A 20,785-nucleotide genomic window follows, 5' to 3' on the forward strand; every position below is an offset into this window, starting at 1 on the left:
AAGTTCAGTGAAGCGCGACGTTCAGCTGGTCGACGACCTCCGCCCAATCCGCGTCCTGCAGCAGCAGCTCCTTGAGCAGGCGCGACTGCTGCTCGGACCAGAACGGCGCCTCGGTGATCTTGACGTCGCCGGGCAGGGGGCGGTGCTGGCCGATGAACTCGCGGATCTCGGCCTCGGAGGAGGGCAGGCCGAGCTGGTCGAACAGCTCGTGGAACTGGTGGTTGGTCGCTTCCATGGGGGCTCCTTCAAGGTACTGTCAGGTACTGTCGCCCTTGAGATTAACGCCAAGCGAATCGCGACGGTGTAGGACAGTGTTCCATTCAGGACACCGCTGTTGTTACCTCGGCGGCGCCACGAGCGCGCCTTCGATCTCATGCGACGAGCTCGATGTTCACGCCCAGTCGACGAGCCGCCTCGCGCGAGGTCGGCCGACACGCCGCGCAGAGTTCACGACGTTGAACGTTCGTGTCGATGTCCTTGGGGTTGATCAATCCTCGCTGCCCGCCAGCACGATCTTGCCGAGGTGCTCGGCCTGCTCCATCGAGGCCTTGGCCTGCGCCAGGTCCTCGAAGCGGAAGACGCGGTCCACCACCGGCCGCAGGCGGCCGTCGGCGAACAGCGGCAGCCAGTCGGTCCGGAAGCCGGGCACGGGTTCCGCGCGCTGCTGCGGCGTGCGGAGCTTGTTCGAGACGCCGAAGAGATGGAGACGCCGCGCATGCAGCGCTTCGAGATCGAGCTCGGCCTGGAGCACGCCATCCACGTAGCCCACCATCGCGAGACGACCCTGGAAGCCCAGCGCCCGCACGCATTCGGCGAACACGCTGCCGCCGACGGTGTCGATCGCGAGGTCCGCGCCACGACCGTCGGTGGCCTCGCGCACTGCGGCCGCGAAGTCCGGCGCGCGGGTCTCGAGGCCCAGGTCCAAGCCCAGCGTCATCAGCCGCGCCAGCTTGGCCGCGCTGCCCGAGGTGGCGATCACGCGCGCGCCGATGGCCTTGGCCGCCGACAGCGCCGCGACGCCGACACCAGAGCTGCCGCCCGCCACGAGCAGGGTCTCGCCCGCCTTCAGCCGGCCCTGGACCACGAGCATGTCGTAGACGACGAGGAAGGTCAGCGGGATCGCACCCGCTTCGGCCCAATCGAGGGCCTCGGGCACATGCAGCGCCTCCGCCTCGCTGATCAGCGCGAAGTCGGCGAAGCCGCCGGCGCAGCGGCCCATCACGCGATCGCCGGGCCGCCAGCCCTGGATGCCGTCACCGACGGCAACCACGTCGCCGGCCGCTTCCGCGCCCACCGGCTTCGGCGCGCCGCCGGCGCCGTGAAGGCCATGGCCGGCCAGGAATTCACCGCGGTTCAAGCCCGCCGCGCGGACGCGGACGAGCAGTTGACCGGGACCGGGGGAAGGGCGGGGCAGGTCGTCGCGGAGCAGCAGCTCCGCGTGGCCGTCCCGGTGCTGGAGGCAGTAGCCGCGCATCGTGTCGTCGCCGGTGATGTGACGCGTGTCGTGACGCGTGTCGTGATTCGTGTACTGACCTGGGAACGCGGCCTCAAGGCCGCGCCAGCGCGGTCAGCTCGCGCACGTCGGCCAGCTCGCCGAGCCGCCAGCAGGCTGCGATCAACGCGTCGCTGCGCGCGGCGCCGATGACGACATCCGACTGCGAGTGGAACTTCGCGTCCAGCGCCGCGTCGCTCATCGGCTTGTGCAGCGAGCCGATCGCATGCTCGACGAACACGTGGACGCGGCGGCCGTCGCGCAGCACCGCCGTCATGTCGACCGAGGCCTCGTCGATGCCGTCGTCCACCGTCGCCACCACCTTGCGGCGCAGCGCCACGACGTCCTCGCGGTTGACGATCGCATCGTCGTACTCGGGCTCGCCGGCGCGGCCGAAGATCAGGCCGGCCGACACGCCGTGATAGACGCTGAACTTGCCCTGCAGGCCGTCCGCCGGCTCCTTCTTCCCGGTGAGCTCCAGCACGAGCGAGTGCACCTTCAGCTCGATGCGCTCGACGTCCTCGGGCCGCACGCCCTGTTCGCGCAGCTGCACGGCGGCGTCGATGCTCGGATGGATGACGATGCCGCAGGCGAAGGGCTTGTAGGTGTTGAAGGAGATCTCGAAGCGCTGGCCGAGCTCATCGGTGGCCTCGTTCCAGGCGTACTTCGTCGAGACGACCTGCGCGAAGCCGCGCGGCGCCTCCAGCGCCCGCGGGCTGGCGGTGTAGCCGTGCTTGGCCAGCAGCGCCGACAGCAGCCCGGCGCGCGCCGCGCCGCCCGGGTGGAAGGGCTTGGTCATGGTCCCGAACTGCTCGCGCAGGCCCACGGGCTGCGAGGCGGCGATGCCCAGCGCCATCCGGGTCTGGTGCTCGTCCAGGGCCAGCAGCCGCGCGCAGGCCGCCGCGGCGCCCAGCGTGCCGGTGGAGCCGGTGATGTGCCAGCCGCGGTCGTAGTGCTCGGGATAGACGAGGTTGCCCATGCGGCAGGACACGTCGATGCCCAGGACCATCGCGTCGATCAGCTGCCGGCCCGACAGGCCGAGGTGCTCGGCCAGCGCGAGCGCCGCCGAGGCCACCGGGCCCGCCGGATGGATGATGGTCTTCAGGTGGGTGTCGTCGAAGTCGAAGGTGTGCGAGCTGATGCCGTTGAGCAGCGCCGCGCCGGCCATGTCGACCTTCTCGGCGCGGCCGAGGATGCTCGCCTGCGCCGACGGTTCGAGCATCTGCACGGCGGCCAGCGCCGCGTGCATCGCCTCGTGACCGGCGGCGCCGACGGCGCAGCCCGCCCAGTTCATGAAGGTGCGGTGGGCCTCGTGGTCCACCGCGTCGCTCCAGCCGCGCGACGGATGCGTGGCCACGTAGCGGGCGAGGATCTGGGTGATGGGCGGGGCGTTGTGGTCGGCGGCGACCTGGGTATTGCGTGCCATGGGGTTCAATCGTCCTTCAGTCGTGTAGGGGGGCTCTTCAGTCGGTGGTCCGGTCGGCGGTCCGATCGGCTTGGAGCCGTCTGTTCATCGGGTGTGTCAGTCGTCGACGTGGATCTTCCGGTCGCGCGCCAGCGCGGTCCAACGGGCCACCTCGGCCTGGATGTGATGCCCGAACTGCTCGGGGCTCATGGCCGTCGGATCGACGGCCTCGGCGGCCAGCTTGTCGCGCATGTCCGGCGCCTTGAGCACCGTGTTCAGCGTCGCGTTGAGCTGCTTGACCAGCGGCGCGGGGATGCCCGCCGGCCCGACGACGCCGTACCACTGCATCGCGTCGAAGCCCTTGAAGCCGGCCTCGATCAGCGTGGGCACGTCCTTGAGCGTCGGGTTGCGCGCGGTGCCGGTCACCGCCAGCGGCTTCACGCGGCCCGAGCGGATATGCGGCAGCGCCGCGGCCAGTCCCGGGAACATCGCGTGGGTCTGGCCGCCCATCAGGTCGGTGAAGGCGGGCGAGATGCCGCGATAGGGCACGTGCAGCATGAAGATGCCGGACTGCTGCTTGAACAGCTCCATCACGAGCTGCGTGAGCGAACCCACGCCCGAGGAGCCGTAGCTCAGCTTGCCGGGGTTCTTGCGGGCGTACTCGATGAAGCCCTTGAGGTCGTTGACCGGCACCGCGCTGTTGACGACCAGCACGTTGGGCGTGCCGCCGATCATGCCGATGGGGCTGAAGTCCTTGACCGCGTCGTAGGGCAGCTTGCGCGTGGCGGGGCTGGTGCCGTGCGTGGCGACGTAGCCCTGCATCAGCGTGTAGCCGTCGGGCGGCGCCTTGGCCGTGGCCTGCGTGGCAATCACGCCGCCGCCGCCACCGATGTTGTCGACCAGGAAGGTCTGGTTGAGCGCATGGCCCCAGCGCTCGCAGACGGCGCGGCCGATGAAGTCGCTGCCGCCGCCCGCGGCCACGGGCACGATGTAGCGGATCGGCTTGCTGGGGAAGCTGTCCGCCGCCCACGAGCGTCCTGCGGTGAGCAGCAGCGCGGGGGCGGCGATCAGCACGGATCGTCGGTTGGTCATCGGTTTGTCTCCGGGGTGAAGCGGGGTAAGGCGGGGTAGGGCGGGGTAGGGCGGGGCTCTTGTGACGGCCCTCGTTCTTGCTTTGATGGAGGCTGGCGCCAGGTCTTGCCTGCTCCGGCTGGCCTTTGCTAGCTCTTGCTGTTGCTCCCGCTGGCGTCCTCGCCCTTTCCTTCCGTCTCCAGCAGCCGACCGTGCGCCGCGTTGACGTGGTGTTCCTGCAGCCGCTGGCACAGCGCGGTGTCGCCGTCGTCGAGCGCGGCGACGATCTGGTCGTGCTCCAGGATCGAGACCTTCATGCCCACGTCGCGCGACAGGTTCCGCAGCCGCGACAGGTGCAGCTGCTGGACGATGCCCTGGTAGGTGCGCGTCAGGGGCTCGTTGTCGGTGGCCTCGACGATGGCCCAGTGGAAGGCCAGGTTGGCGGCGTAATAGGCCTGCACGTCGCGGCGGCGCGCATTCGACTTCATCTCGCGGCCCAGCGTCACGAGCCGCTTCACGAGCGCGTCGCGCCGGGGGCGGTCGAGCGCCGCGGCCCGGCGGCCGGCGTGGCCGTCCAGCAGGCTGCGCAGCTCGTAGAGGTTGGCGACTTCCTTGGGATCGAGCACGCGCACGAAGACGCCGGCGTGCTTGCGCGCGGCGACCAGGCCGGTGCTTTCGAGCTCGCGCAGCGCCTCGCGCACGGGGACGCGGGAAACGCGCAGGCGCGCCGCGACATCGGGTTCGTTGATGCGCTGCCCCGGCGGCAGGTCGCCGCGGAGGATGGCGTTCAGCACCTCGTCGCGGACGAGCTTGGCGAGCGACGTGTCCCGCACATCGGCGAGCAGGTCGGGGGAGGTGTCGGTGATCCAGGGCAGCATTCGTCTATCGTATACGATCAGACGAAATGGACAAGGCCAGGATCCAGGCCTTGCCTGTCACGGTGCGAACTGCGGTCTGCGGCGCCGCCGCGCGCCATGGCGCGACGGCGCGCGACGATCACGTGGCAGCGGGGCACACGACGGTGCCTGGGTCGCGCTTGGGTCCGTGTGATCGATGGCGATGAAAGCTCAGGCGCCCACCGCCAGACTGAGCATCACGTGGTGCTCATAGTGGCCCACGCCGTTCTTGACGATGGGATCTTCGGCAGTGAGGGCCTCGATGGTCTGCTCGTCGGCAATCCGGAAGAGCGAGACGCCATAGCCGCCGGCCGGATCCATGACCGGGCCGTGCGCAACGATCAATCCCTCCGCCAACAGGCGGTTCAGATAAGCGCCGTGACGCTTCATCAGATCTTTCTCGACGTCCGACATCGTGGCGAGAAAATCCGTGCGCGGCGGAATGAATTTGCAGAGGTAGTACTTCATCGTGGTCCCGATCAAGCCGTGCGGACGCTCTTGTGAATCTCGCTCTCGAACATCTTCGGCATGTAGCTTTGCAGGAAGAGAATCATTCCCGTCATCTTGCCGACCGGGTTGCTGAACTTCGGGTGCCGGGTATTGATCAGCCTTTCGATGGTCGCGACGACGGGGGCGGGCGACTGCGCGTCGTCGATGCCCTTTTGCGTGGCGGCGTTCGCCTGCTTGCGATAGTCGTTGTAGTCCGCAATCCTGCCGGTCTTGGCCGCGACGGCGTTGTGACTCAGATTGGTCTTGAACCACACGGGCTCGACCATGCTGACCCTGATGTTGAACTGGTCCAGTTCAAAGCGAAGGGATTTGAAATAGCCCTGCACCGCATGTTTGGAGGCGGTGTAGTAGGACAGATTCGGCGGACCGATCAGTCCCACGATGGAACTGACGGTGATGACCTGGCCTGCCTTCTGCGCCCTGAAGTGCGGGAGCAAGGCGTTGGTCACCTTGACCGTGCCCCAGAAGTTCGTCTCGAACTGCTGGCGTCCGAGCGCCAAGGGCGTCTCTTCAGCCAGGCCGGTCACCATGTAGCCGGCGTTGTTCACGAGCACGTCCACCCGCGGGGCGTGCCGGAACAACTCGCGCGTGAAGGCCTCGATGGACGCGTCATCGTCGATGTCCAGCCGCAGCAGTTTGAACGGCAGCTTGGCCGCCTTCTCCGGATCGCGGCTGGTGCCGATCACCTCGACACCCTGTTGATGCAGGCGTGTCGCGAGCATCAGGCCGAAGCCGGACGAGGCGCCGGTGATCAAAACGGTCTTTTTCATGGTCTTTGCTTTCTTGCTGCCGAGCCGTCGGCTTCTGCCAGCGGTGGGGTGGACGGGCGACGGGCCCGGGGACGAGTTCAAGGAACAGGGCCACTGTGCCCAGGCATCGGCGCCAACGCACTCGCTCATCGCGCCAATCGACATGCGAAACCCGCCAGCAAGACCGCGCAGCTTGGCGCGTTCCGCTGGTGTGCCCGGCGAAGGCCGCTCGTAAACTGAAGTCATGAAAGACGACAACGCCGTCGCCCCCAAACTGCCAGGGAGCCGCTTGGCGCACGCAGGCACCTTTGCCATCTGGCCGGGCTGGCTGCTGCTGATGCACGACGCGGGCGTCAATGGCGCCAACGTATTGCGCCGGGCCCAGTTGCCCGGCGATCTGTTCGGGCGCGCGAGCACGCGCCTCGACTCCGAGACCTACTTCAAGCTATGGGCGGCGATCGAGGCAGAGGCGACGGTCGGGCAACTGCCCGTGCCCTTGCGCCTGGCGCAGAGGATGTCGTCCGACTGGTTCGAGCCTGAACTCTTCGTGGCGCTGTGCAGCGACGACATGGATGGCGCGCTCGCACGCCTGGCCAAGTACAAACGCCTGAGTGGCCCGATGGCGCTGCATGTCGAGCGCACCGAGCGTCGCACGACGGCGGAGCTGGAGTTCCTGGACCGCGCCTTGGCGCCCCCGCCCGTGCTGATGGCCTTCAAGATTGTTTTCCTCGTCCAACTGGCGCGACTGGCCACTCGGAGCCCGCTGCACGTGGTGAGGGTGGGATGGCCCCAGCCGCCGCAGTCGGCACCGGAGGCGCTGGCCTACGCGGACTACTTCGGCGTCCCGGTCGAAAGAACACCGGTGCCCACGGTCGTGTTCTCGGCAGAGGACGCGCGACGTCCATTCCTGACCGCCAATCACGGCATGTGGTCCTTCTTCGAGCCCGCCTTGCGGCAACGCCTCGCCGATCTGGACCGGCACGCGACCACCGCGGAGCGGGTGCGTAGTGCGCTGCTCGAGGCGCTGCCCGCCGGGGAGTTGTCGATGCAGGCGATCTGTCGCAAGTTGGGGGTCAGCAGCCGCACGTTGCAACGGCGACTCCAGGAAGAAGGCAGCAGCTTCCAGCAGACCCTGGACAGCTTGCGCAGTGCGCTGGCGCACCACTACCTTCAGAACTCCTCGCTGTCAGGCGCGGAGATCGCCTTCCTCCTGGGCTTCGAGGATCCCAATTCCTTCATCCGTGCGTTTCAAGGCTGGACGGGCAGCACGCCGCATGCGGTGCGATCGAGTTTCCTGGCGTCCGTGGGCGCGGCGAACGAGGCGTGAAACCCGCGCGGAAACGGGGGCCGGCCGAAGGCGATCACGCGGCCGCGGGCGCGAGGTGACACCCCGCTGAATCGCCATCGGTGGACAAGGCGCTGCTCACGTGGACGGGCAGCCGCAGCCCCGGCCCTTCGCACGCGCTCGCGCGCACCAGCGGCGCGAACGGCGCCTGGACCTGGCCGTACAAGGTGGCGAACGGCACGTCCGCCGCGTCGCGTCCGGTGCCGATGCGCACGAAGCCCATCGGGATGCCGGTGCCCGACGCATCGAAGGTGTACCAGCGCCGGCCGAGATAGACCTCCACGTAGGCGTGGAAGTCCGGCGCCTTGGTCGGGTCGGCGCCGTAGTCGGTGCCGGTCACGTAACGCGCCGGCAGCGAGAGCGCCCGGCAGAGCGCGATCATCACGTGCGCCTGGTCGCGGCAGACGCCGACCCGGTCCGTCAGCGTGTCGAGCGCGGTGGTCTGCGTGGTCGATCCGTACGAGGAATACGCGATGTGCCGCTGCACCCACGCCGCGATCGCGGCGGCGCGCGCGTAGCCCGAGGGCAGATGACCGAACTCGGCCTCGGCCCAGGGGATGAGGCGATCGGATTCGCAATAGCGGCTGGGCGCCAGGTAGGACAGCAGCTCGACGGGCAACTGATCGATCGGGCATTCGTCGATGAAGGCCGGTTCGCTGATGCCGTGCTCGATCGTGACGCTGGCGGTGTAGGTCAGGTGCAGATCGCCCTGCGGCGCGCGCAGGCGCAGCAGGCGGTTGCGCGTGCTGGCGACCGTCTCCGAACGCCACGGCACCTCGGGCGTCAGGACGACGCTCTCCTGCAGGACGTGTTGCGCCGCCGTGTGCGCCGGCTGGATGTTGAACACGAAGTCGCCGTGCGGCGAGTCGATCCGGTAGTCCAGTTCGAAGTGGAGATCGAGGCGAATCATGGGGTCCTGCCGTTCTCGACGACGCAATGGATGAAGTGCAGCTTCGGGACGACCCGGCGTTGCAGCACGAAGGGGTAGAAGTCGGGCTGGCCCATCGCGCGGGACATCTCGTTCATCACGCTGGTGATGGCGAGCCAGTCGCGCAGCAGGCGCAGGAAGGCGGGTCCGGTGGCGTGGCCCGGCGACCAGAGGTCGTCGAGTCCGTAGGGCCAGGGCCGCATCTCGTCGACGGTGCTCAGCAGCTTGAAGCTGCCGGCAGTATCGATGGTGTCGCGCAGGTGCAGGTAGTGCGCCCAGGTCTCCGCCCAATCCTCCCACGGATGCGCGCTGGCGTACGAGGTGATGAAGCGCTGCGACCAGTCCGGCGGCGGGCCGGTGCGGTGATGACGTTGAAGCGCGTCGGTGTAGGGCTGGCGCTCGTTGCCGAACAGCGCGCGGAAGGGCTCGTGCCAGGACGTGCCCGAGACCAGCCGGTCCCAGTAGTAATGACCGATCTCGTGGCGGAAATGCCCGAGCAGCGTCCGGTAGGACTCGCCCATGCGCTGCCGGGCGGCTTCGCGCTTGGCGTCGTCGGCCTCCTCGATGTTGATGGTGATGACGCCCCAGGCGTGTCCCGTCATCACGCGCGGCTGGCCGGGCAGGGTGCGCAGGAAGTCGAAGGCGAGCCCGCGGTCCGGTGCCTCGAATTTCGGCACCACCGGCAGGCGCAGCCCGAGGAGCTGCGACACCAGCCGCCGCTTGGCGCGCTCCATGCGTCCCCAGAGTTCGGCGTTGATGGGATCCGATAGGTTCGGAATGGTGCGGTTCAGCGCGCAGGCGACGCACAACGGGCCCTTGCGCCGGTCATCCAGCGGGAGCAGCCAGTTGCAGCCGGCGGCGGTGTGGAAGTTGGCGCAGCGGGTGAAGACGCCGTCCACGCCGTCGATGCACCAGGTCGCGGTGGTCGGGCCGGGCAGCAGCGCGTGCAGCACCAGGTCGTCGGGCAGGAAGCCGAGCGGCGCCTTGCACATCAGGCAGGCGCTGTTGCGGAAGTAGAGGCGGTGGCCGCAGGTGCAGCGGTAGACGCGGGGGGAGGTCATGTCAGCCTCCCCTTGGCAAGCATGGGGCCTGACCGGTGCGGGCGGATGCCCCTCACCCGCTTGCGCGAGAGGGCGGGGGTGAGGGCCAGCGGCGGTGGAAGTGCGCGAAGCCCTCTTACTCCCTCTCCTGCTTGCGCGAGAGGAGGGAGGTCGGGGTCCCACGATGGTTTTGCGCCCACCACGCCGGCAGCAGCCGCTGCACCTCCGCCCGCGCGAAGCGGTCGTCGATCAGGTGGACCACGCCGCGGTCCTCGGTCGTGCGGATCACCCGGCCGGCCGCCTGCACGACTTTCTGCAAACCGGGGTAAAGGTAGGTGTAGTCGTAGCCCGCGCCGAAGAGCCGGTCCATGCGCGCGCGGATCTGCTCGTTGACCGCGTTGACCTGCGGCAGGCCGAGCGTCGACAGGAAAGCGCCGATGAGCCGGCGCCCCGGCAAGTCGACGCCCTCCGCGAACGCGCCGCCCAGCACCGCGAAGCCGACGCCGCGACCCTCGTCGGTGAAGCGATCGAGGAACTGGCGCTGTTCGCCCTCGCTCATGCGGCGCGACTGGCGCCATTGCGGCACGTCCGGGTGACGTTCCGCGAGCAGCTCCGCCACCTGTTCCAGGTAGTCGTAGCTGCTGAGGAAGGCCAGGTAGTTGCCGGGCGCGACGCGGTACTGCGCCGCGATCAGGTCGGCGATCGGCTGCAGCGAGGCGCGCCGATGCTGGTAGCGCGTCGAGATGTGCGAGGCCACGTGCACCTGCAGCTGGCTCGCGTCGAAGGGCGAGGGCACCTCGATGCTCACGTGGTTCTCCGGCAGCCCGAGCAGGTCCGCGTGGAAGGCCTGCGGCTGCAGCGTGGCGGAGAACAGCGTGCTCGTGTGGGCGGCCGCCAGCCGCGGCTTCAGGAACGGCGCGGGGACGATGTTGCGGATGCAGATGACCGACGGACCCGGTTTGGCGCCGAAGCCCGCCGGCTTCTGGACGTCCACCAGCGAGTGCGGTCCGAAGGACTCCACCGCGCGGGTCACGTGCAGCGTCTCGAAATGGAAGTCGAGCAGCGCGGGATCGATCTCGTCGGGATGGGCGGGCAGGTGTTCCGAGACCACGCCGATGCTGTGCTGGAGCGCGCTCAGCAAGGCTTCGGGGAAGGCCTCGTAGGCCGCGTAGGGCTCGGCCTGCGCCTTGTCGATCGCGCGCCAGCCGCGACGCACCTTGTCGAGCGCCTTGCGCACGAGCGGCGACGCCGTCGCGCCGGAAGACCGTCGCGCCTGGAACAGCCGCTCCGGCGACAGCGTCGCGCTGAACATCTTGCGGCCGCGTTCGACGAGGTTGTGCGCCTCGTCGACGAGCAGGCCGATGCGCCATTGGTTCACCTGCGTCAGTCCGTACAGCAGGGCACCGTGGTCGAAGTAGTAGTTGTAGTCGCCGACCACCACGTCGGCCCAGCGCGCCAGTTCCTGGCTCAGGTAGTACGGGCAGACCTCGTGTGCCAAGGCCGCTTCGCGCACGGCGGTCCGCGTCAGTGCGACGCCGGCGTCACTGCCGGCCGCCCGGTCGACCTGCAGCGCGGCCGAACGGGCTGCGGGCAGGCGGTCGTAGAAGCCCTTGGCCAGGGGACAGGACTCGCCGTTGCAGGCCTTGTCCGGGTGCTCGCAGGACTTGTCGCGAGCCACGAGTTCGAGCACGCGCAGCGGCACCGATGGCTTCGAGGCGTCGTCGCGCTCGATCCGCCGCTCTACCAGCCGCTCGACCGCATCCAGCGCGGTCTGCCGTCCCGAGGTCTTCGCCGCCAGGAAGAAGATCTTGTCGATGCGCTGCCCAGGCGCGGCCTTCAGCAACGGGAAGATCGTGCCCATCGTCTTACCGATGCCGGTCGGCGCCTGCGCGAGCAGGCAGCGGCCCGTCGCGGCGGCGCGATAGACCGCCTCGGCCAGCGGCCGTTGTCCGACGCGGAAGTCCCCGAACGGGAACCGCAGCGCCTGGAGCGCCGCGTCGCGTTGCTGCCGGTGTGCGAGCTCGAGGACGGCCCACGCGAGGAATCGCTCGCACAGGGACTCGAAGTGCGCGCGCAGTTCCTCCGCGCTGCAGCGTTCGGTCAGGAGCGTCTCCTCCTGGCTGCCGAGGTCGAGGTAGACGAGCGCGACCTCGATGTCGGGCAGTGTTTCGGCCTGGCACAGCAGCCAGGCATAGACCTTGGCCTGGGCCCAATGCAGTCGGCGATGCGTGGGCCGCTGGCGATCGAGGCTGCCGCGGAAGGTCTTGATCTCTTCGAGGCGTCGACGATCAGGATCGAAGCCGTCGGCGCGGCCTCGCACGCGGAGTTCGCCGAACTCGCCGCTGAGCGTCAGTTCCCGTCGATAGCTCGGTCCCCGGCGCTCGTACACGAGCGCATGTCCGGCGATGCCTTCCTGCGCCGTCGGCGCGGGCGTGAAGCGCAGGTCCAGGTCGCCTTGCTTGGCGGTGAACTCGCAGAGCTCGCGGACGGCGACGGTGTAGGGCACGGGGAGGGGTCAGGCTTGATCACTGTTGATGCATACAGTATCTCAAATCGGCGCTTGTCCTTGTTCACGGTCTCTGCCAAGCCCTTCTCGTGCCTCGTGCCTCGTGCCTCGTGCCTCACGCCCCTCGCGGACTCTCAGGGTCGCTCATGGAGCCTCATGGCGACTTGCCGGCTGCGGCCGCCAGCGCGGCAGCAGTCGCGATGAACTGCTCCCGCTCCGGCGCGTCGGCGATGTGGCGCGCGAGGGATCGCGAGAGTTCCTCGACGTTGGCGCTGTGCGCGAGGTCGCGCGAGACGAGGTGCCTGGCCAATGGTCCGATGTGCGTCGCGAGGGCGCGCTCGACCTGGGAGACGAGGGCCGCATCGAGACCGCGCCCTGTGCTCGATCCTGCGCCGGACCCTCCCGTCGGCGTTGCGATCGGGTTTGCAGCCGAACCGTGGCGAGGCTGGACCAGCGTGCGATCGTCGAAGCTGTCGGCGGCCCCGGTGCTCGGACCGCCGATCGCGAGTTCCGCGAGCGCGGCGCGCATGGCCGCCGCATCGGCGAAGCGATGACGCGGGTCCCGGGCCATCGCGCGCCGCACGACGGCATCGAGCGCCGGTGGCAGTTCTCCCGGACGCAGCGCGCTCGGCGCTGCGGGTTCCTGATGCAGCGTCTGGTACATCACCGCCTCGGGCGCGCCGCTGAAGGGCGTGCGTCCGGTCGTCAGCCGGTACAGCAGCACGCCGCAGGCGAAAAGGTCGGCGCGGTGGTCGATCGGACCGCCCAGGTACTGCTCCGGCGCCATGTAGCCCGGCGTCCCGATCTGCGAGGCGACCTGCGTGAGGTGCCGGTCCGCGATGCGTGCGATGCCGAAGTCGGTCAGCTTCACCCGGTTGTCGCGCGTGATGAGCAGATTGCCGGGCTTGATGTCGCGGTGCCAGACGCCGCGATCGTGCGCGCAGCCCAGCGCATCCAGCAACTGGTCCATCACGTCGAGCGACCAGGCCAGCGGCGGCCGCGCGATCTTCAGCATCTGATCGAGCCCGCGGCCATCGACCAGCTCCATGACGAGGAAGGCGAAGCTGCCGGCACCCGCGACGATGCTCGCGCCGGCATTGGCCGCCGTGTCAGCAGCCGAGCCGGCATTCGGAGATGAAGCCGCCGCCTCGGTGACCTCGCCGAAGTCGTAGATGGTCACGACCCCGGGATGCGCGATGCGCCCGACCGCGCGCGCCTCGTTGCGGAAGCGCGCGGTGATCGAATCCTCGGGCGGCGTCTCTCCGACGATGTCTTCGAACTGGCGACGCAGGACCTTGATGGCGACCTCGCGCTGGATGTGTGGATCGAAGGCGCGGTAGACCACACCCATCGCGCCTTCGCCGAGCCGGCCGCGGATCAGGTACTTGCCGATGCGGGCCGGGCCCTTCTCGGGGGCGCCTTGAAATCCGCTTTGTGAGCCGCTTCGTGAGCCGCTTTGAGGACCGCCTTGGGCGCCGCGCTCCGGACCAGGATCGACGTCGCTGCTACCGGGGGTGTTCGAACGCGTCATGCGCCGCCCTCCAGCATCGCCATCGCCTGATCGAGGCTGCGGCGCATGCGCGCGAAGGACACGGTCAGCACGCCGATCTCGTCATTCGAGCGGGCCTCGAAGGGCGGTGCGTCCTCGCCGAGCGACACCCGGACCGCGATCCGCGCCAGGCTCGTCACCGGCCGGATCACCAGGTGCCAGAGCATCAGGTTGAGCGCCGCGCCCATGACGAGGAAGGCTGCCGTCAGCGCGCCCATCACCAGCCAGAAGGTCTGCGACGCCTGCTTCAGCGGCAGCGTCATGGGCACGCTCACGACCTCGGCGCCGAGCGTCTCGTTGAGCCGCCAGCCGAAGCCGTTGGAAGGACCGTAGCGCGCCACCAGCGTCGGCGGCGCGGTCTGCGGCGACGCATGGCAACCGAGGCAGGCCGCGTTGCCGATCCGGATCGGTCGCGCGATGTAGAGCGCTTCGCCGCTGGGCGTCTCGCGGCGTCCGATGAACTCCGTCAGCGCGGGCCGGCGCGCGAACTGCGAGATCACGTCCTCCTCCCAGCTCACCGCCCGGTTGCGCGGGTTGGTGGGATTGAGCATGGCCGCCTTGTAGCTGTAGTCCTCATAGGCCTTGGACAACGTGGCCAGCACCTCGTGCGCGGAGAACGCAGGGACGGCCTCGGGCACGAAACGCTCGCGCAGCTGGCCCTCCAGCAGCGGACGGATGTGGTCCGCGGTGTACTGGTTGACGGCGCCCGCGCTGCGCATCAGCAGCCGGGCGCGGTCGGCGACCTGCTCCTGCGCGCCGTCCTGCAGCCATCGCCGCGCCAGGAAGCCCGTGGCCGCCAGTCCGACCAGGAACACCGCCAGGAAGATCAGGTTGAACTTCGCCAGCAGGCTCAAGTGCGGGAGGCGGTACCAGGGCAGGGCGCGCGCGGGGACGCGCCGCGAGGGAGGGACCGTGGGACGGGTTCCGGTGGGGGTGTCGATGCGGCTCATGGGTGTCCTGGGTTCGGACCGAAGGGTGGGCGTTCGGTCTCAACCCAGGGACTTACGGAGGCGGCCGCCGGACGGATGCAGGCAACGCGGAAAGTCTTTCAGGCGCGGGCGCGATCCGGCCGGATCAGACCGCTCCGTCGGACTGCGACATGGCCTTCGCGTAGGCCGCGGAGTCGGCGAACAGCGGCAGCCCCGCGCGGCCCCGCACGTAGCCCAGCTGCCATTGGACGTAGCCTTGTTTCCTGAAACCGGTCTTGTCCGATTCACCCGCCTCCTTGGCGGCTTCGTCAAAGCCCTGCAGGTCCCCGTGGGCGGTCAATGCCAGGCGCTTGTCCGCCCCCTCGACCTCCCGTGCCTTCGCCGGTTCCTTCGCCTTGAAGGCGGCTTCGCCGGCCAGGTATCCCTCCTGCATGAGCAGCGCGCTGTTCTTGCCCTTCTGCGAGACTGCATCCGCCTCGGCCGGCTGACCCTTCAGGGTGGCGTCGAAGGCTACCCAGTACGCCGCATAGGTGGCGCCGAGGTCCCCGAACGCCGAGCCGCTCGCAAGCGCCGTCACGGTGCCGACGCCCGTGCCGTAGCCGCCGCTGGCGGGGTGATGTTCGACCTCGACGACCCATTCGGGACGCAGCTTTTCCAGGAACAACTCCCGGTTCTTGGTCACGCTGGCGCCGTACTTGTACTTGTTCCGGCCCTTGGCGGCGGTGTCCGTCGTCATGCCCTTGATATTCGACGCACCGAGGTCCTTGGAGATGACGCCCTGGTCGCTGTAGTGGTTGATCAGCAGGACATCGTCGGGGACGCGGGCCAGGTCGATCTTGAGTCGGAATCCGTCCTTCTCGCGGAAATTCTTGCCCTCGTTGCCGACCGTCCCGCCGACCTTCTCGGTCGACGTCAGGCTGAGCCCGCGTTGCTCGGAGCTGCTGCCCATGTACTGGTGCGCGACGGCGATCTGCTCGGTGCTCAAGGTGACGGGCGCCGGGCCCTTGACGATCGTGTTCGCCTTGGGCGTGGGCTGCTGCGCGGGGGCGGCGCCTCCCGCGGCGGTCGTCGCCTGCTGGAATCGGCCGGTCATGGTGCCCGTCTTGAAGAAGTCCATCATCTGGTAGAAGTTCTTCTCCACGTAGGCATAGCGCCGGGTGTAGGTGCCGCGCTTGTCCTTGACGTATTCCTTGTCCGCCAGGCCCTCCTTCTCGAAGAGCGCCCGCGCAGGCGCCTCGGCGCCCTCCTTGAGCGGCTTGGCCTTGTAGATGTCCGCACCGGTCACCAGCGTCGCGATCGGCAAGGCGTCCGCCATGCCCTCCGCCTTGTAGCTGATCGTGCCGGTGGGCGCCGAGTAGCTCAATGCCGGGGCCGACTCCAGTTGCTTCAGGAAGAGGCTCTTTTCTTCTTCCTCGCCTTCAAGCGCCGCGACGTACTTTCCCGCCAGGCCGTTGGCCTTGCCCAGGTTGCCCTGCATCCAGGTGGCTTTCCGGTGACGCCTGGCGTCCTTGGCGTCCCGCCACACCTTCTGCACCAGGGCTTTGCCGTCCGGCCGCTCCTTCTCGTCGCCGTTCTCGAAGCTAAATCCGATCTTCACGCCGCCGGCTCCCTTGGCCTGCACGACGCCGAAGGCGGCGTCGATGGCGCGGCGCTGCGCCAGCATGCGCGGCGAACCGGTGACGGCCGCCTGCCATCCCGCGATGCCTGCGTCGACGGACCCGGTCGATCGATGCTGGACGACGGTCGAGCCGGGCTCGGCCGCCGGCTGTCGGCGAGGGGTCTCGACGGAAGCGTCGCGGTGCTGGGTGGAGTCGGCCATTCGCAAGAGTCCCGGACGGCGATCGATCAGGCCGTTCGACGATCACCATACGGATCGCCGGGGACGGACGCCATCAGTGAAAGGCTGACATTGCGCTGCCGGAACTCCGGGAACCGCAGTGCGCCGTCAGCGCGCCGCCGTGATCAGGTCGAACTGCTCCCACGGCCCGATCGCCGTCCGGTTCGCGATGAGCGACGCCGCGCCGGCGTTCTCCGCCGTGACATAGCGGCTGTTGGCGATCGACTGCAGCGTGACCGAACCATTCCCGTTGCGGATCAGCTTGAACGACTCCCACGGACCGATCGCGGTCCGGTTGGCGATCAGCGCTGATCCGCCGCCGTTCTCGGCGCAGACCAGCTTGCCGTTCGCTCGCGCGCGCAGCGCGATGTTGCCGTTGCCGGCGTCCAGCAGATCGAACTGCTCCCAGCCGCCGATGGCGTCGCGGTTGGCGATCAGCGGCGCGCCGCCGGCGTTCTCCGCTGTCACATAGCGGTTGTTCACGCGGGCGCGCATGGTCACGACTTGCGTGGTCGGCGTCGTGGTGCCCACCACCGGCTGCGTCGGTCGCGTCGGCGTCAGCGGCAGTTGGCCCTTCAGCATGCGGCCCCCGTCGTTGGTCAGGCGCAGGTAGTAGTCGGACGAGCAGGCCGTGCCGTCCTCGTCCAGCGCGAGGATGCCCGAGCCTGCGGGCACGAAAGCCGCGCTCTCGGCGGTCTTGGCGATCTGGTTGCCCTCGTTGAACTCGTCGAACATCGAGATGTAGATCCCCTGCGCGCCGACCCGGACCATGTTGTAGAACTGGCGCCACATGAAGTCGCCATGCGCGCGCTGACGCACGCTCAGGTCGCCGGGCAGCACGCAGGGCTGGTAGTCGATGCCGCGTGCATTGCAGTTGGCTTGGTCGGCCAGATTGACGTTCTGGTAGAACCAGTCCGACCCCGCCACGTCGCCGATGCGGCCGACCATCCACGGCGAGATCATGTTCATCGCGTGATAGACGTCGAGGTAGCCGGCGCGCGAATCGTTCTTGCCTTCGCGCCAGTAGGTCGGCACGCCGCCCATCACGTAGCAGCCCTGGCCCTTGAACCAGTTGATGACGTCCAGGCAGGCGGCGGCGGACCAGGGATGGTTGTCGTCGTTGAAGCCGAAGCCCCAGACGCCCACCACCGGCTTGCCGTTCTGCCGCGCATAGGCCGAGGACGCCACCAGCGCCGACATCTTGTTCAGCCAGTCCGCCTTGATCTCAGGCTGCATGTTGCGCCAGCCGCTCACGTCGTACATGACGTAGAACTTGCGGCCGTAGGATTCGGCGGCGCTGCGCACCTTCAAGGCCATGGCGTCGCGGGTCGCGCCTTCACCGCCGTTGGGGTTGAAGCGTTGCAGCGCGGCGGTGTCGCAGCCGTTCTGCTGCATCCAGCGGAAGTGGGTGTCGACGGTGGACTGGTCGTAGGACGAGAACAGCGTCGCCGGCGCGCCGTTGCCGAGCGCGGCGAAGGCGGTGGGGTAGCCGGAGGCGTACTCGCGCATGTCGGGCCACGAGATGATGGCGCGGTTGGTCGGGGAGGGCGTGCGACTCCAGTCCTGCGCCCAGTGCCACCAACCGTTGATCGGCGCGTTGTCGCCGGCGCAGGCGAACCAGCCCTGGTAGCCCACGGTGATCTTGCCGACCACGTCGCCGACCGGACTGGCGGCGATGGTGCTGGACAGCGGCAGCGTGGAAGCGGCGACGCCGGCGGCGGCGGTGCCCAGGAAGGTACGACGGGACAATGTCACAGGAGTTCTCCAGCAGCGGCGCCGTCAGGGCGTCGAGGTGGAGGGACTGTAGGGACGCGAGACCGGGCGCTGTGTCGAGGTGCGTCGTGCGGGCGCCGATGCGACGCCCCGGTTGCAATGCTTGCAGAGATGCAACGTGGGTTGCGTGGGGCGCTACCTCTTAGGAGGCAGGCGCGGCCTCATCCGTCGAGACGGTCGAGACGGTCGAGATGGCCAAGGTCGACTGCCCGGCAAGACCTGGCACCGGGCCGTGCGTTCACTCGAAAACTGGGCGGAAGAACGTGCGCTCGTAGCTGAGGATGCAGCGCGTGTCCTCGGCGTAGCGGAAGGCCGCCTGGCACTCCGGATCGTCGAAGGACTTGATCCGGTAGTCCTCGTACGCGGCGAGCGACGGGAAGGAGAAGGACGCGAGCGCGATGTTGTTCGCGCCCTCCGAGGGCATCAGATAACCGTGGTGCACCCCGCCGAACTTGCGCACGAGCGGGATCCACAGCTTGCCGTAGTGCTCGAACTCCTTGAGCTTGTAGGGGTCGAGGACGTAGCGGAGGTGGCAGGTGATCATGGGCGGATTGTGGCCGCGATCAGCGGGGACCGCCGCCTTCAGGCGGTGGCCACCGGCACCACGTCCCGCCGGGGCGCCAGCGCCCAGACACTGTTCGCCGGCCCGTTGAGCCCGCGCCTCAGCGTCGCCCCCGCCATCCGCGCGAACGCTGCGGCCAGCAGCACGGCCATCAGGTCCACGAAGAGCCGGTGCGAATGACCGTCCAGCAGCGCCGCCAACGGCGAGACGCCCGTCGCCACCCACGCCGCGGCCGGAATGGCCGCGGTCAGCACCGCGCAGAGCCACAGCAGCTCGTGCCCCGCCCGCGCCGGCGCGCGAAGGAAGGCCCAGGCCATGCTCGCGAAGAAGACGCCGAAGTAGACCGGCCGGTCCCACTGGTCCCGCAACAGCGCGCCGGACAGGAACAGCGCGGACACCCCCGCGATGCAGCCCAGGCAGACGCCGAGCGTCAACTTCGCCATGAGCCGCGGACCGCGCGCCTGCTCCGTCTGCTGATGACGGCGACGCGACTCGATGTACAGCAGGTTGCCGCTGTAGAAGAGGAAAGCCCCCGCCAGCCCCAGCACGAAGTACAGCCACTTCAGCAGCGTGTCGCCGAAGTTGCCGTAGTGCAGCGAGGTCAGCCCGTTGAGGAAGCGCTTGCCCGGCGAGTAGCTGCTCGGCTGATCGACGCCGAGCACCTCGCCCGTGGCGCCGTTCAAGGCCACGGCCACGCGGCGGCTGAGGCTCTTCTGGTCCACCAGGCCCACCAGCGTGACCTGCGCGTTGGCGTCGCCCGGGTCGTGGAACGACACCTCGTCGGGCTGGAAGCCCGGCACCTGCGCCTGACCGCGGCGCAGCAGCTCGGTCAGCGGGAGCAGGGGACGCGGGGACTCTTCCGCCTCCACGTGCGCCGCCACCTGCAGATCCGGCTTGATGATCTTCAGCAGCTTGCCTTCGAAGACGAAGAACTGGAACGGCGCCAGCATCAGGTAACCGATCGCGAGCACCGCGCCGCTCCACGCGAAGATCACATGGAAGGGCAACGACAGCAGACCGATCACGTTGTGCGCGTCCTGCCACAGGCGCTTGAGGTTGCGTCCGGCGCGCAGGGCGAAGAGGTCCTTCAACAGCAACGGCGCGTGGATGACGATGCCGCTCACCAGGGCCAGCCCATAGAGCACGCAGGCGACGCCGAAGAGGTAGGTGCCCCACGGCGCGGGCAGTCCGGCCGTGTAGTGCAACTGGTAGATCAGCTGGATGAAGCCGCCGTGCGCGGCAGCCGGGGTCAGGACTTGCCCGGACTCGTCGAGCACATAACGGCGGTGCTCGGAGTAGTTCTCGTTGTACCAGTCCAGCTCGGGGTTGGCCGGCTCCAGCTGCAGCTTCAGGTTGTGCGAATGCGGATGCGCGAGCTGCACCTTGTCGAGCAGCACCTGCGCCCGGGCGAGCTTGTCGGCCTCGTTCACCTCGCCCGAGGGGCGGCGCCAGCCGTCGAGCTCGTGCGTGAACACCGTGATCGCGCCGGCGTAGAACGCGATGAACAGGAGCAGTCCGGCCGCCAGGCCCACCCAGGTGTGCAGCGCCAGGAAGCTGCGCAGGGTGGCGGGATTGAGCTTCATCTTCATCATGCGACGACCTGGATCCAGCCCAGCAGCTTGAGACCGTGCAGCAGCGCGTAGCCGAGCACCGTGAGTCCCCCCAGCCACGCCCAGGCGCGGCGACCGCTGCGCGCGGCGAAGGCCGCCGACATCACGCCGATCCAGAGCGGGAACGACATCAGCAGCCAGGGCAGGGTGATGACCTGGGAACGGCCGGGCCAGCTCAGGGTGACGAGGCCGATCACGGCGGCCGTCAACGGCAGGCCCAGCAGCGCGGCGGCGAGCGATTTACCCCACATGACGCGCCTCCCCGTCCTTGCGCCGCGTCAGCCAGGGGTTGAGCCAGGCGTTGACATACGGCAGGGCAACGGCGGCCAGCATGAAGGCCGTCAGCATCGCGAAACCGCCGCCCCAGACGCCCAGCGCGCGCCAGGCCGTGCCCCAGGCCAGGACCAGCAGCAGCCAGCCCGCCGTGCGCAGACGTCCCGGGCGGGCCACCGCGCGCAGGCTCTGATGCCGGCTTCCCAGATAGAAGGCGATCGCCGCGGCAACCGCCAGCGCGAGGTAGAGCAGAGACATCGGGCGAGGTCGTGCGAATGTTGAAGCGGCGCAGTGTAAATGCAAGCAATTC

Annotated in this window: 19 protein-coding genes; 1 reads left to right on the top strand and 18 read right to left on the bottom strand. The window is 68.8% G+C overall.

Features of this window, described 5'->3' with window-relative positions:
• Positions 1–4 precede the first annotated feature (4 nt).
• The 7 genes from ACQ4L4_RS07210 to ACQ4L4_RS07240 all read right to left on the bottom strand — a co-directional run bounded on the left by ACQ4L4_RS07210 (position 5) and on the right by ACQ4L4_RS07240 (position 6,369).
• Positions 5–235 (bottom strand): DUF2789 domain-containing protein, encoded by a 231-nt coding sequence (locus ACQ4L4_RS07210; RefSeq protein WP_377155107.1) that lies wholly within the window; start codon positions 233–235, stop codon positions 5–7.
• A 252-nt stretch (positions 236–487) separates the two neighbouring features.
• The gene (locus ACQ4L4_RS07215) at positions 488–1,474 is read right to left on the bottom strand and encodes a zinc-binding dehydrogenase (RefSeq protein ID WP_431103546.1); all 987 of its coding nucleotides are present in this window, start codon (positions 1,472–1,474) and stop codon (positions 488–490) included.
• Between the two features lie 73 nt (positions 1,475–1,547).
• On the bottom strand, positions 1,548–2,918 hold the full coding sequence (locus tag ACQ4L4_RS07220; protein WP_431103547.1) for an MmgE/PrpD family protein: 1,371 nt from the start codon (positions 2,916–2,918) through the stop codon (positions 1,548–1,550).
• A 96-nt stretch (positions 2,919–3,014) separates the two neighbouring features.
• Positions 3,015–3,989 (bottom strand): Bug family tripartite tricarboxylate transporter substrate binding protein, encoded by a 975-nt coding sequence (locus tag ACQ4L4_RS07225; RefSeq protein WP_431103548.1) that lies wholly within the window; start codon positions 3,987–3,989, stop codon positions 3,015–3,017.
• Positions 3,990–4,117: 128 nt separating this feature from the next.
• The gene (locus ACQ4L4_RS07230; RefSeq protein ID WP_431103549.1) at positions 4,118–4,846 is read right to left on the bottom strand and encodes a GntR family transcriptional regulator; all 729 of its coding nucleotides are present in this window, start codon (positions 4,844–4,846) and stop codon (positions 4,118–4,120) included.
• A gap of 189 nt (positions 4,847–5,035) precedes the next feature.
• The gene (locus tag ACQ4L4_RS07235) at positions 5,036–5,332 is read right to left on the bottom strand and encodes a YciI family protein (protein WP_431103550.1); all 297 of its coding nucleotides are present in this window, start codon (positions 5,330–5,332) and stop codon (positions 5,036–5,038) included.
• Between the two features lie 11 nt (positions 5,333–5,343).
• On the bottom strand, positions 5,344–6,369 hold the full coding sequence (locus ACQ4L4_RS07240) for an SDR family NAD(P)-dependent oxidoreductase (protein ID WP_431103551.1): 1,026 nt from the start codon (positions 6,367–6,369) through the stop codon (positions 5,344–5,346).
• On the opposite strand from ACQ4L4_RS07240, the gene ACQ4L4_RS07245 reads away from it, so the two are divergent.
• Entirely contained in the window at positions 6,368–7,450 is a 1,083-nt protein-coding gene (locus ACQ4L4_RS07245; protein WP_431103552.1) for a helix-turn-helix domain-containing protein, read from the top strand. The two genes, ACQ4L4_RS07240 and ACQ4L4_RS07245, sit on opposite strands and share 2 nt — an antisense overlap.
• A 34-nt stretch (positions 7,451–7,484) precedes the next feature.
• Here the strand turns inward: ACQ4L4_RS07245 and ACQ4L4_RS07250 are convergent, their stop codons facing one another.
• From ACQ4L4_RS07250 to ACQ4L4_RS07300, 11 genes are all read right to left on the bottom strand, one after another.
• A complete protein-coding gene (locus ACQ4L4_RS07250; RefSeq protein WP_431103553.1) occupies positions 7,485–8,378 on the bottom strand; it encodes a transglutaminase-like domain-containing protein in 894 nt (297 codons plus the stop codon).
• Positions 8,375–9,457 (bottom strand): zinc-binding metallopeptidase family protein, encoded by a 1,083-nt coding sequence (locus ACQ4L4_RS07255; protein WP_431103554.1) that lies wholly within the window; start codon positions 9,455–9,457, stop codon positions 8,375–8,377. The genes ACQ4L4_RS07250 and ACQ4L4_RS07255 overlap by 4 nt, the downstream gene beginning before the upstream one ends.
• A gap of 115 nt (positions 9,458–9,572) precedes the next feature.
• Positions 9,573–11,942 (bottom strand): ATP-dependent DNA helicase, encoded by a 2,370-nt coding sequence (locus tag ACQ4L4_RS07260; RefSeq protein ID WP_431103555.1) that lies wholly within the window; start codon positions 11,940–11,942, stop codon positions 9,573–9,575.
• Between the two features lie 154 nt (positions 11,943–12,096).
• On the bottom strand, positions 12,097–13,473 hold the full coding sequence (locus ACQ4L4_RS07265; protein ID WP_431103556.1) for a serine/threonine-protein kinase: 1,377 nt from the start codon (positions 13,471–13,473) through the stop codon (positions 12,097–12,099).
• Positions 13,470–14,441: a c-type heme family protein gene (locus ACQ4L4_RS07270; protein WP_431103557.1), complete on the bottom strand. Its 972-nt coding sequence runs from the start codon at positions 14,439–14,441 to the stop codon at positions 13,470–13,472. The genes ACQ4L4_RS07265 and ACQ4L4_RS07270 overlap by 4 nt, the downstream gene beginning before the upstream one ends.
• Before the next feature lie 124 nt (positions 14,442–14,565).
• On the bottom strand, positions 14,566–16,239 hold the full coding sequence (locus ACQ4L4_RS07275) for a hypothetical protein (RefSeq protein WP_431103559.1): 1,674 nt from the start codon (positions 16,237–16,239) through the stop codon (positions 14,566–14,568).
• Between the two features lie 126 nt (positions 16,240–16,365).
• Positions 16,366–18,012: a lectin gene (locus ACQ4L4_RS07280; RefSeq protein ID WP_431103560.1), complete on the bottom strand. Its 1,647-nt coding sequence runs from the start codon at positions 18,010–18,012 to the stop codon at positions 16,366–16,368.
• Positions 18,013–18,268: 256 nt separating this feature from the next.
• On the bottom strand, positions 18,269–18,574 hold the full coding sequence (locus tag ACQ4L4_RS07285) for an NIPSNAP family protein (RefSeq protein ID WP_431103561.1): 306 nt from the start codon (positions 18,572–18,574) through the stop codon (positions 18,269–18,271).
• 38 nt (positions 18,575–18,612) lie between these two features.
• Entirely contained in the window at positions 18,613–20,184 is a 1,572-nt protein-coding gene (locus tag ACQ4L4_RS07290; RefSeq protein ID WP_431103562.1) for a PepSY-associated TM helix domain-containing protein, read from the bottom strand.
• A complete protein-coding gene (locus ACQ4L4_RS07295; RefSeq protein WP_377155084.1) occupies positions 20,181–20,453 on the bottom strand; it encodes a hypothetical protein in 273 nt (90 codons plus the stop codon). Before ACQ4L4_RS07295 ends, ACQ4L4_RS07290 begins: the two co-directional genes overlap by 4 nt.
• Entirely contained in the window at positions 20,443–20,733 is a 291-nt protein-coding gene (locus tag ACQ4L4_RS07300; protein WP_431103563.1) for a hypothetical protein, read from the bottom strand. The genes ACQ4L4_RS07295 and ACQ4L4_RS07300 overlap by 11 nt, the downstream gene beginning before the upstream one ends.
• Positions 20,734–20,785 lie beyond the last annotated feature (52 nt).

The sequence above is a fragment of the Roseateles noduli genome, from assembly GCF_050626985.1.
GTDB classification, from domain to species: domain Bacteria; phylum Pseudomonadota; class Gammaproteobacteria; order Burkholderiales; family Burkholderiaceae_C; genus Roseateles; species Roseateles noduli_A.

Bases quoted from the DNA above. Each gene is read 5' to 3' on its own strand.
- ACQ4L4_RS07210 (WP_377155107.1), bottom strand. From the start codon at position 235: ATGGAAGCGACCAACCACCAGTTCCACGAGCTGTTCGACCAGCTCGGC.
- ACQ4L4_RS07215 (WP_431103546.1), bottom strand. From the start codon at position 1,474: ATGCGCGGCTACTGCCTCCAGCACCGGGACGGCCACGCGGAGCTGCTG.
- ACQ4L4_RS07220 (WP_431103547.1), bottom strand. From the start codon at position 2,918: ATGGCACGCAATACCCAGGTCGCCGCCGACCACAACGCCCCGCCCATC.
- ACQ4L4_RS07225 (WP_431103548.1), bottom strand. From the start codon at position 3,989: ATGACCAACCGACGATCCGTGCTGATCGCCGCCCCCGCGCTGCTGCTC.
- ACQ4L4_RS07230 (WP_431103549.1), bottom strand. From the start codon at position 4,846: ATGCTGCCCTGGATCACCGACACCTCCCCCGACCTGCTCGCCGATGTG.
- ACQ4L4_RS07235 (WP_431103550.1), bottom strand. From the start codon at position 5,332: ATGAAGTACTACCTCTGCAAATTCATTCCGCCGCGCACGGATTTTCTC.
- ACQ4L4_RS07245 (WP_431103552.1), top strand. From the start codon at position 6,368: ATGAAAGACGACAACGCCGTCGCCCCCAAACTGCCAGGGAGCCGCTTG.
- ACQ4L4_RS07240 (WP_431103551.1), bottom strand. From the start codon at position 6,369: ATGACTTCAGTTTACGAGCGGCCTTCGCCGGGCACACCAGCGGAACGC.
- ACQ4L4_RS07250 (WP_431103553.1), bottom strand. From the start codon at position 8,378: ATGATTCGCCTCGATCTCCACTTCGAACTGGACTACCGGATCGACTCG.
- ACQ4L4_RS07255 (WP_431103554.1), bottom strand. From the start codon at position 9,457: ATGACCTCCCCCCGCGTCTACCGCTGCACCTGCGGCCACCGCCTCTAC.
- ACQ4L4_RS07265 (WP_431103556.1), bottom strand. From the start codon at position 13,473: ATGACGCGTTCGAACACCCCCGGTAGCAGCGACGTCGATCCTGGTCCG.
- ACQ4L4_RS07270 (WP_431103557.1), bottom strand. From the start codon at position 14,441: ATGAGCCGCATCGACACCCCCACCGGAACCCGTCCCACGGTCCCTCCC.
- ACQ4L4_RS07275 (WP_431103559.1), bottom strand. From the start codon at position 16,239: ATGGCCGACTCCACCCAGCACCGCGACGCTTCCGTCGAGACCCCTCGC.
- ACQ4L4_RS07285 (WP_431103561.1), bottom strand. From the start codon at position 18,574: ATGATCACCTGCCACCTCCGCTACGTCCTCGACCCCTACAAGCTCAAG.
- ACQ4L4_RS07290 (WP_431103562.1), bottom strand. From the start codon at position 20,184: ATGATGAAGATGAAGCTCAATCCCGCCACCCTGCGCAGCTTCCTGGCG.
- ACQ4L4_RS07295 (WP_377155084.1), bottom strand. From the start codon at position 20,453: ATGTGGGGTAAATCGCTCGCCGCCGCGCTGCTGGGCCTGCCGTTGACG.
- ACQ4L4_RS07300 (WP_431103563.1), bottom strand. From the start codon at position 20,733: ATGTCTCTGCTCTACCTCGCGCTGGCGGTTGCCGCGGCGATCGCCTTC.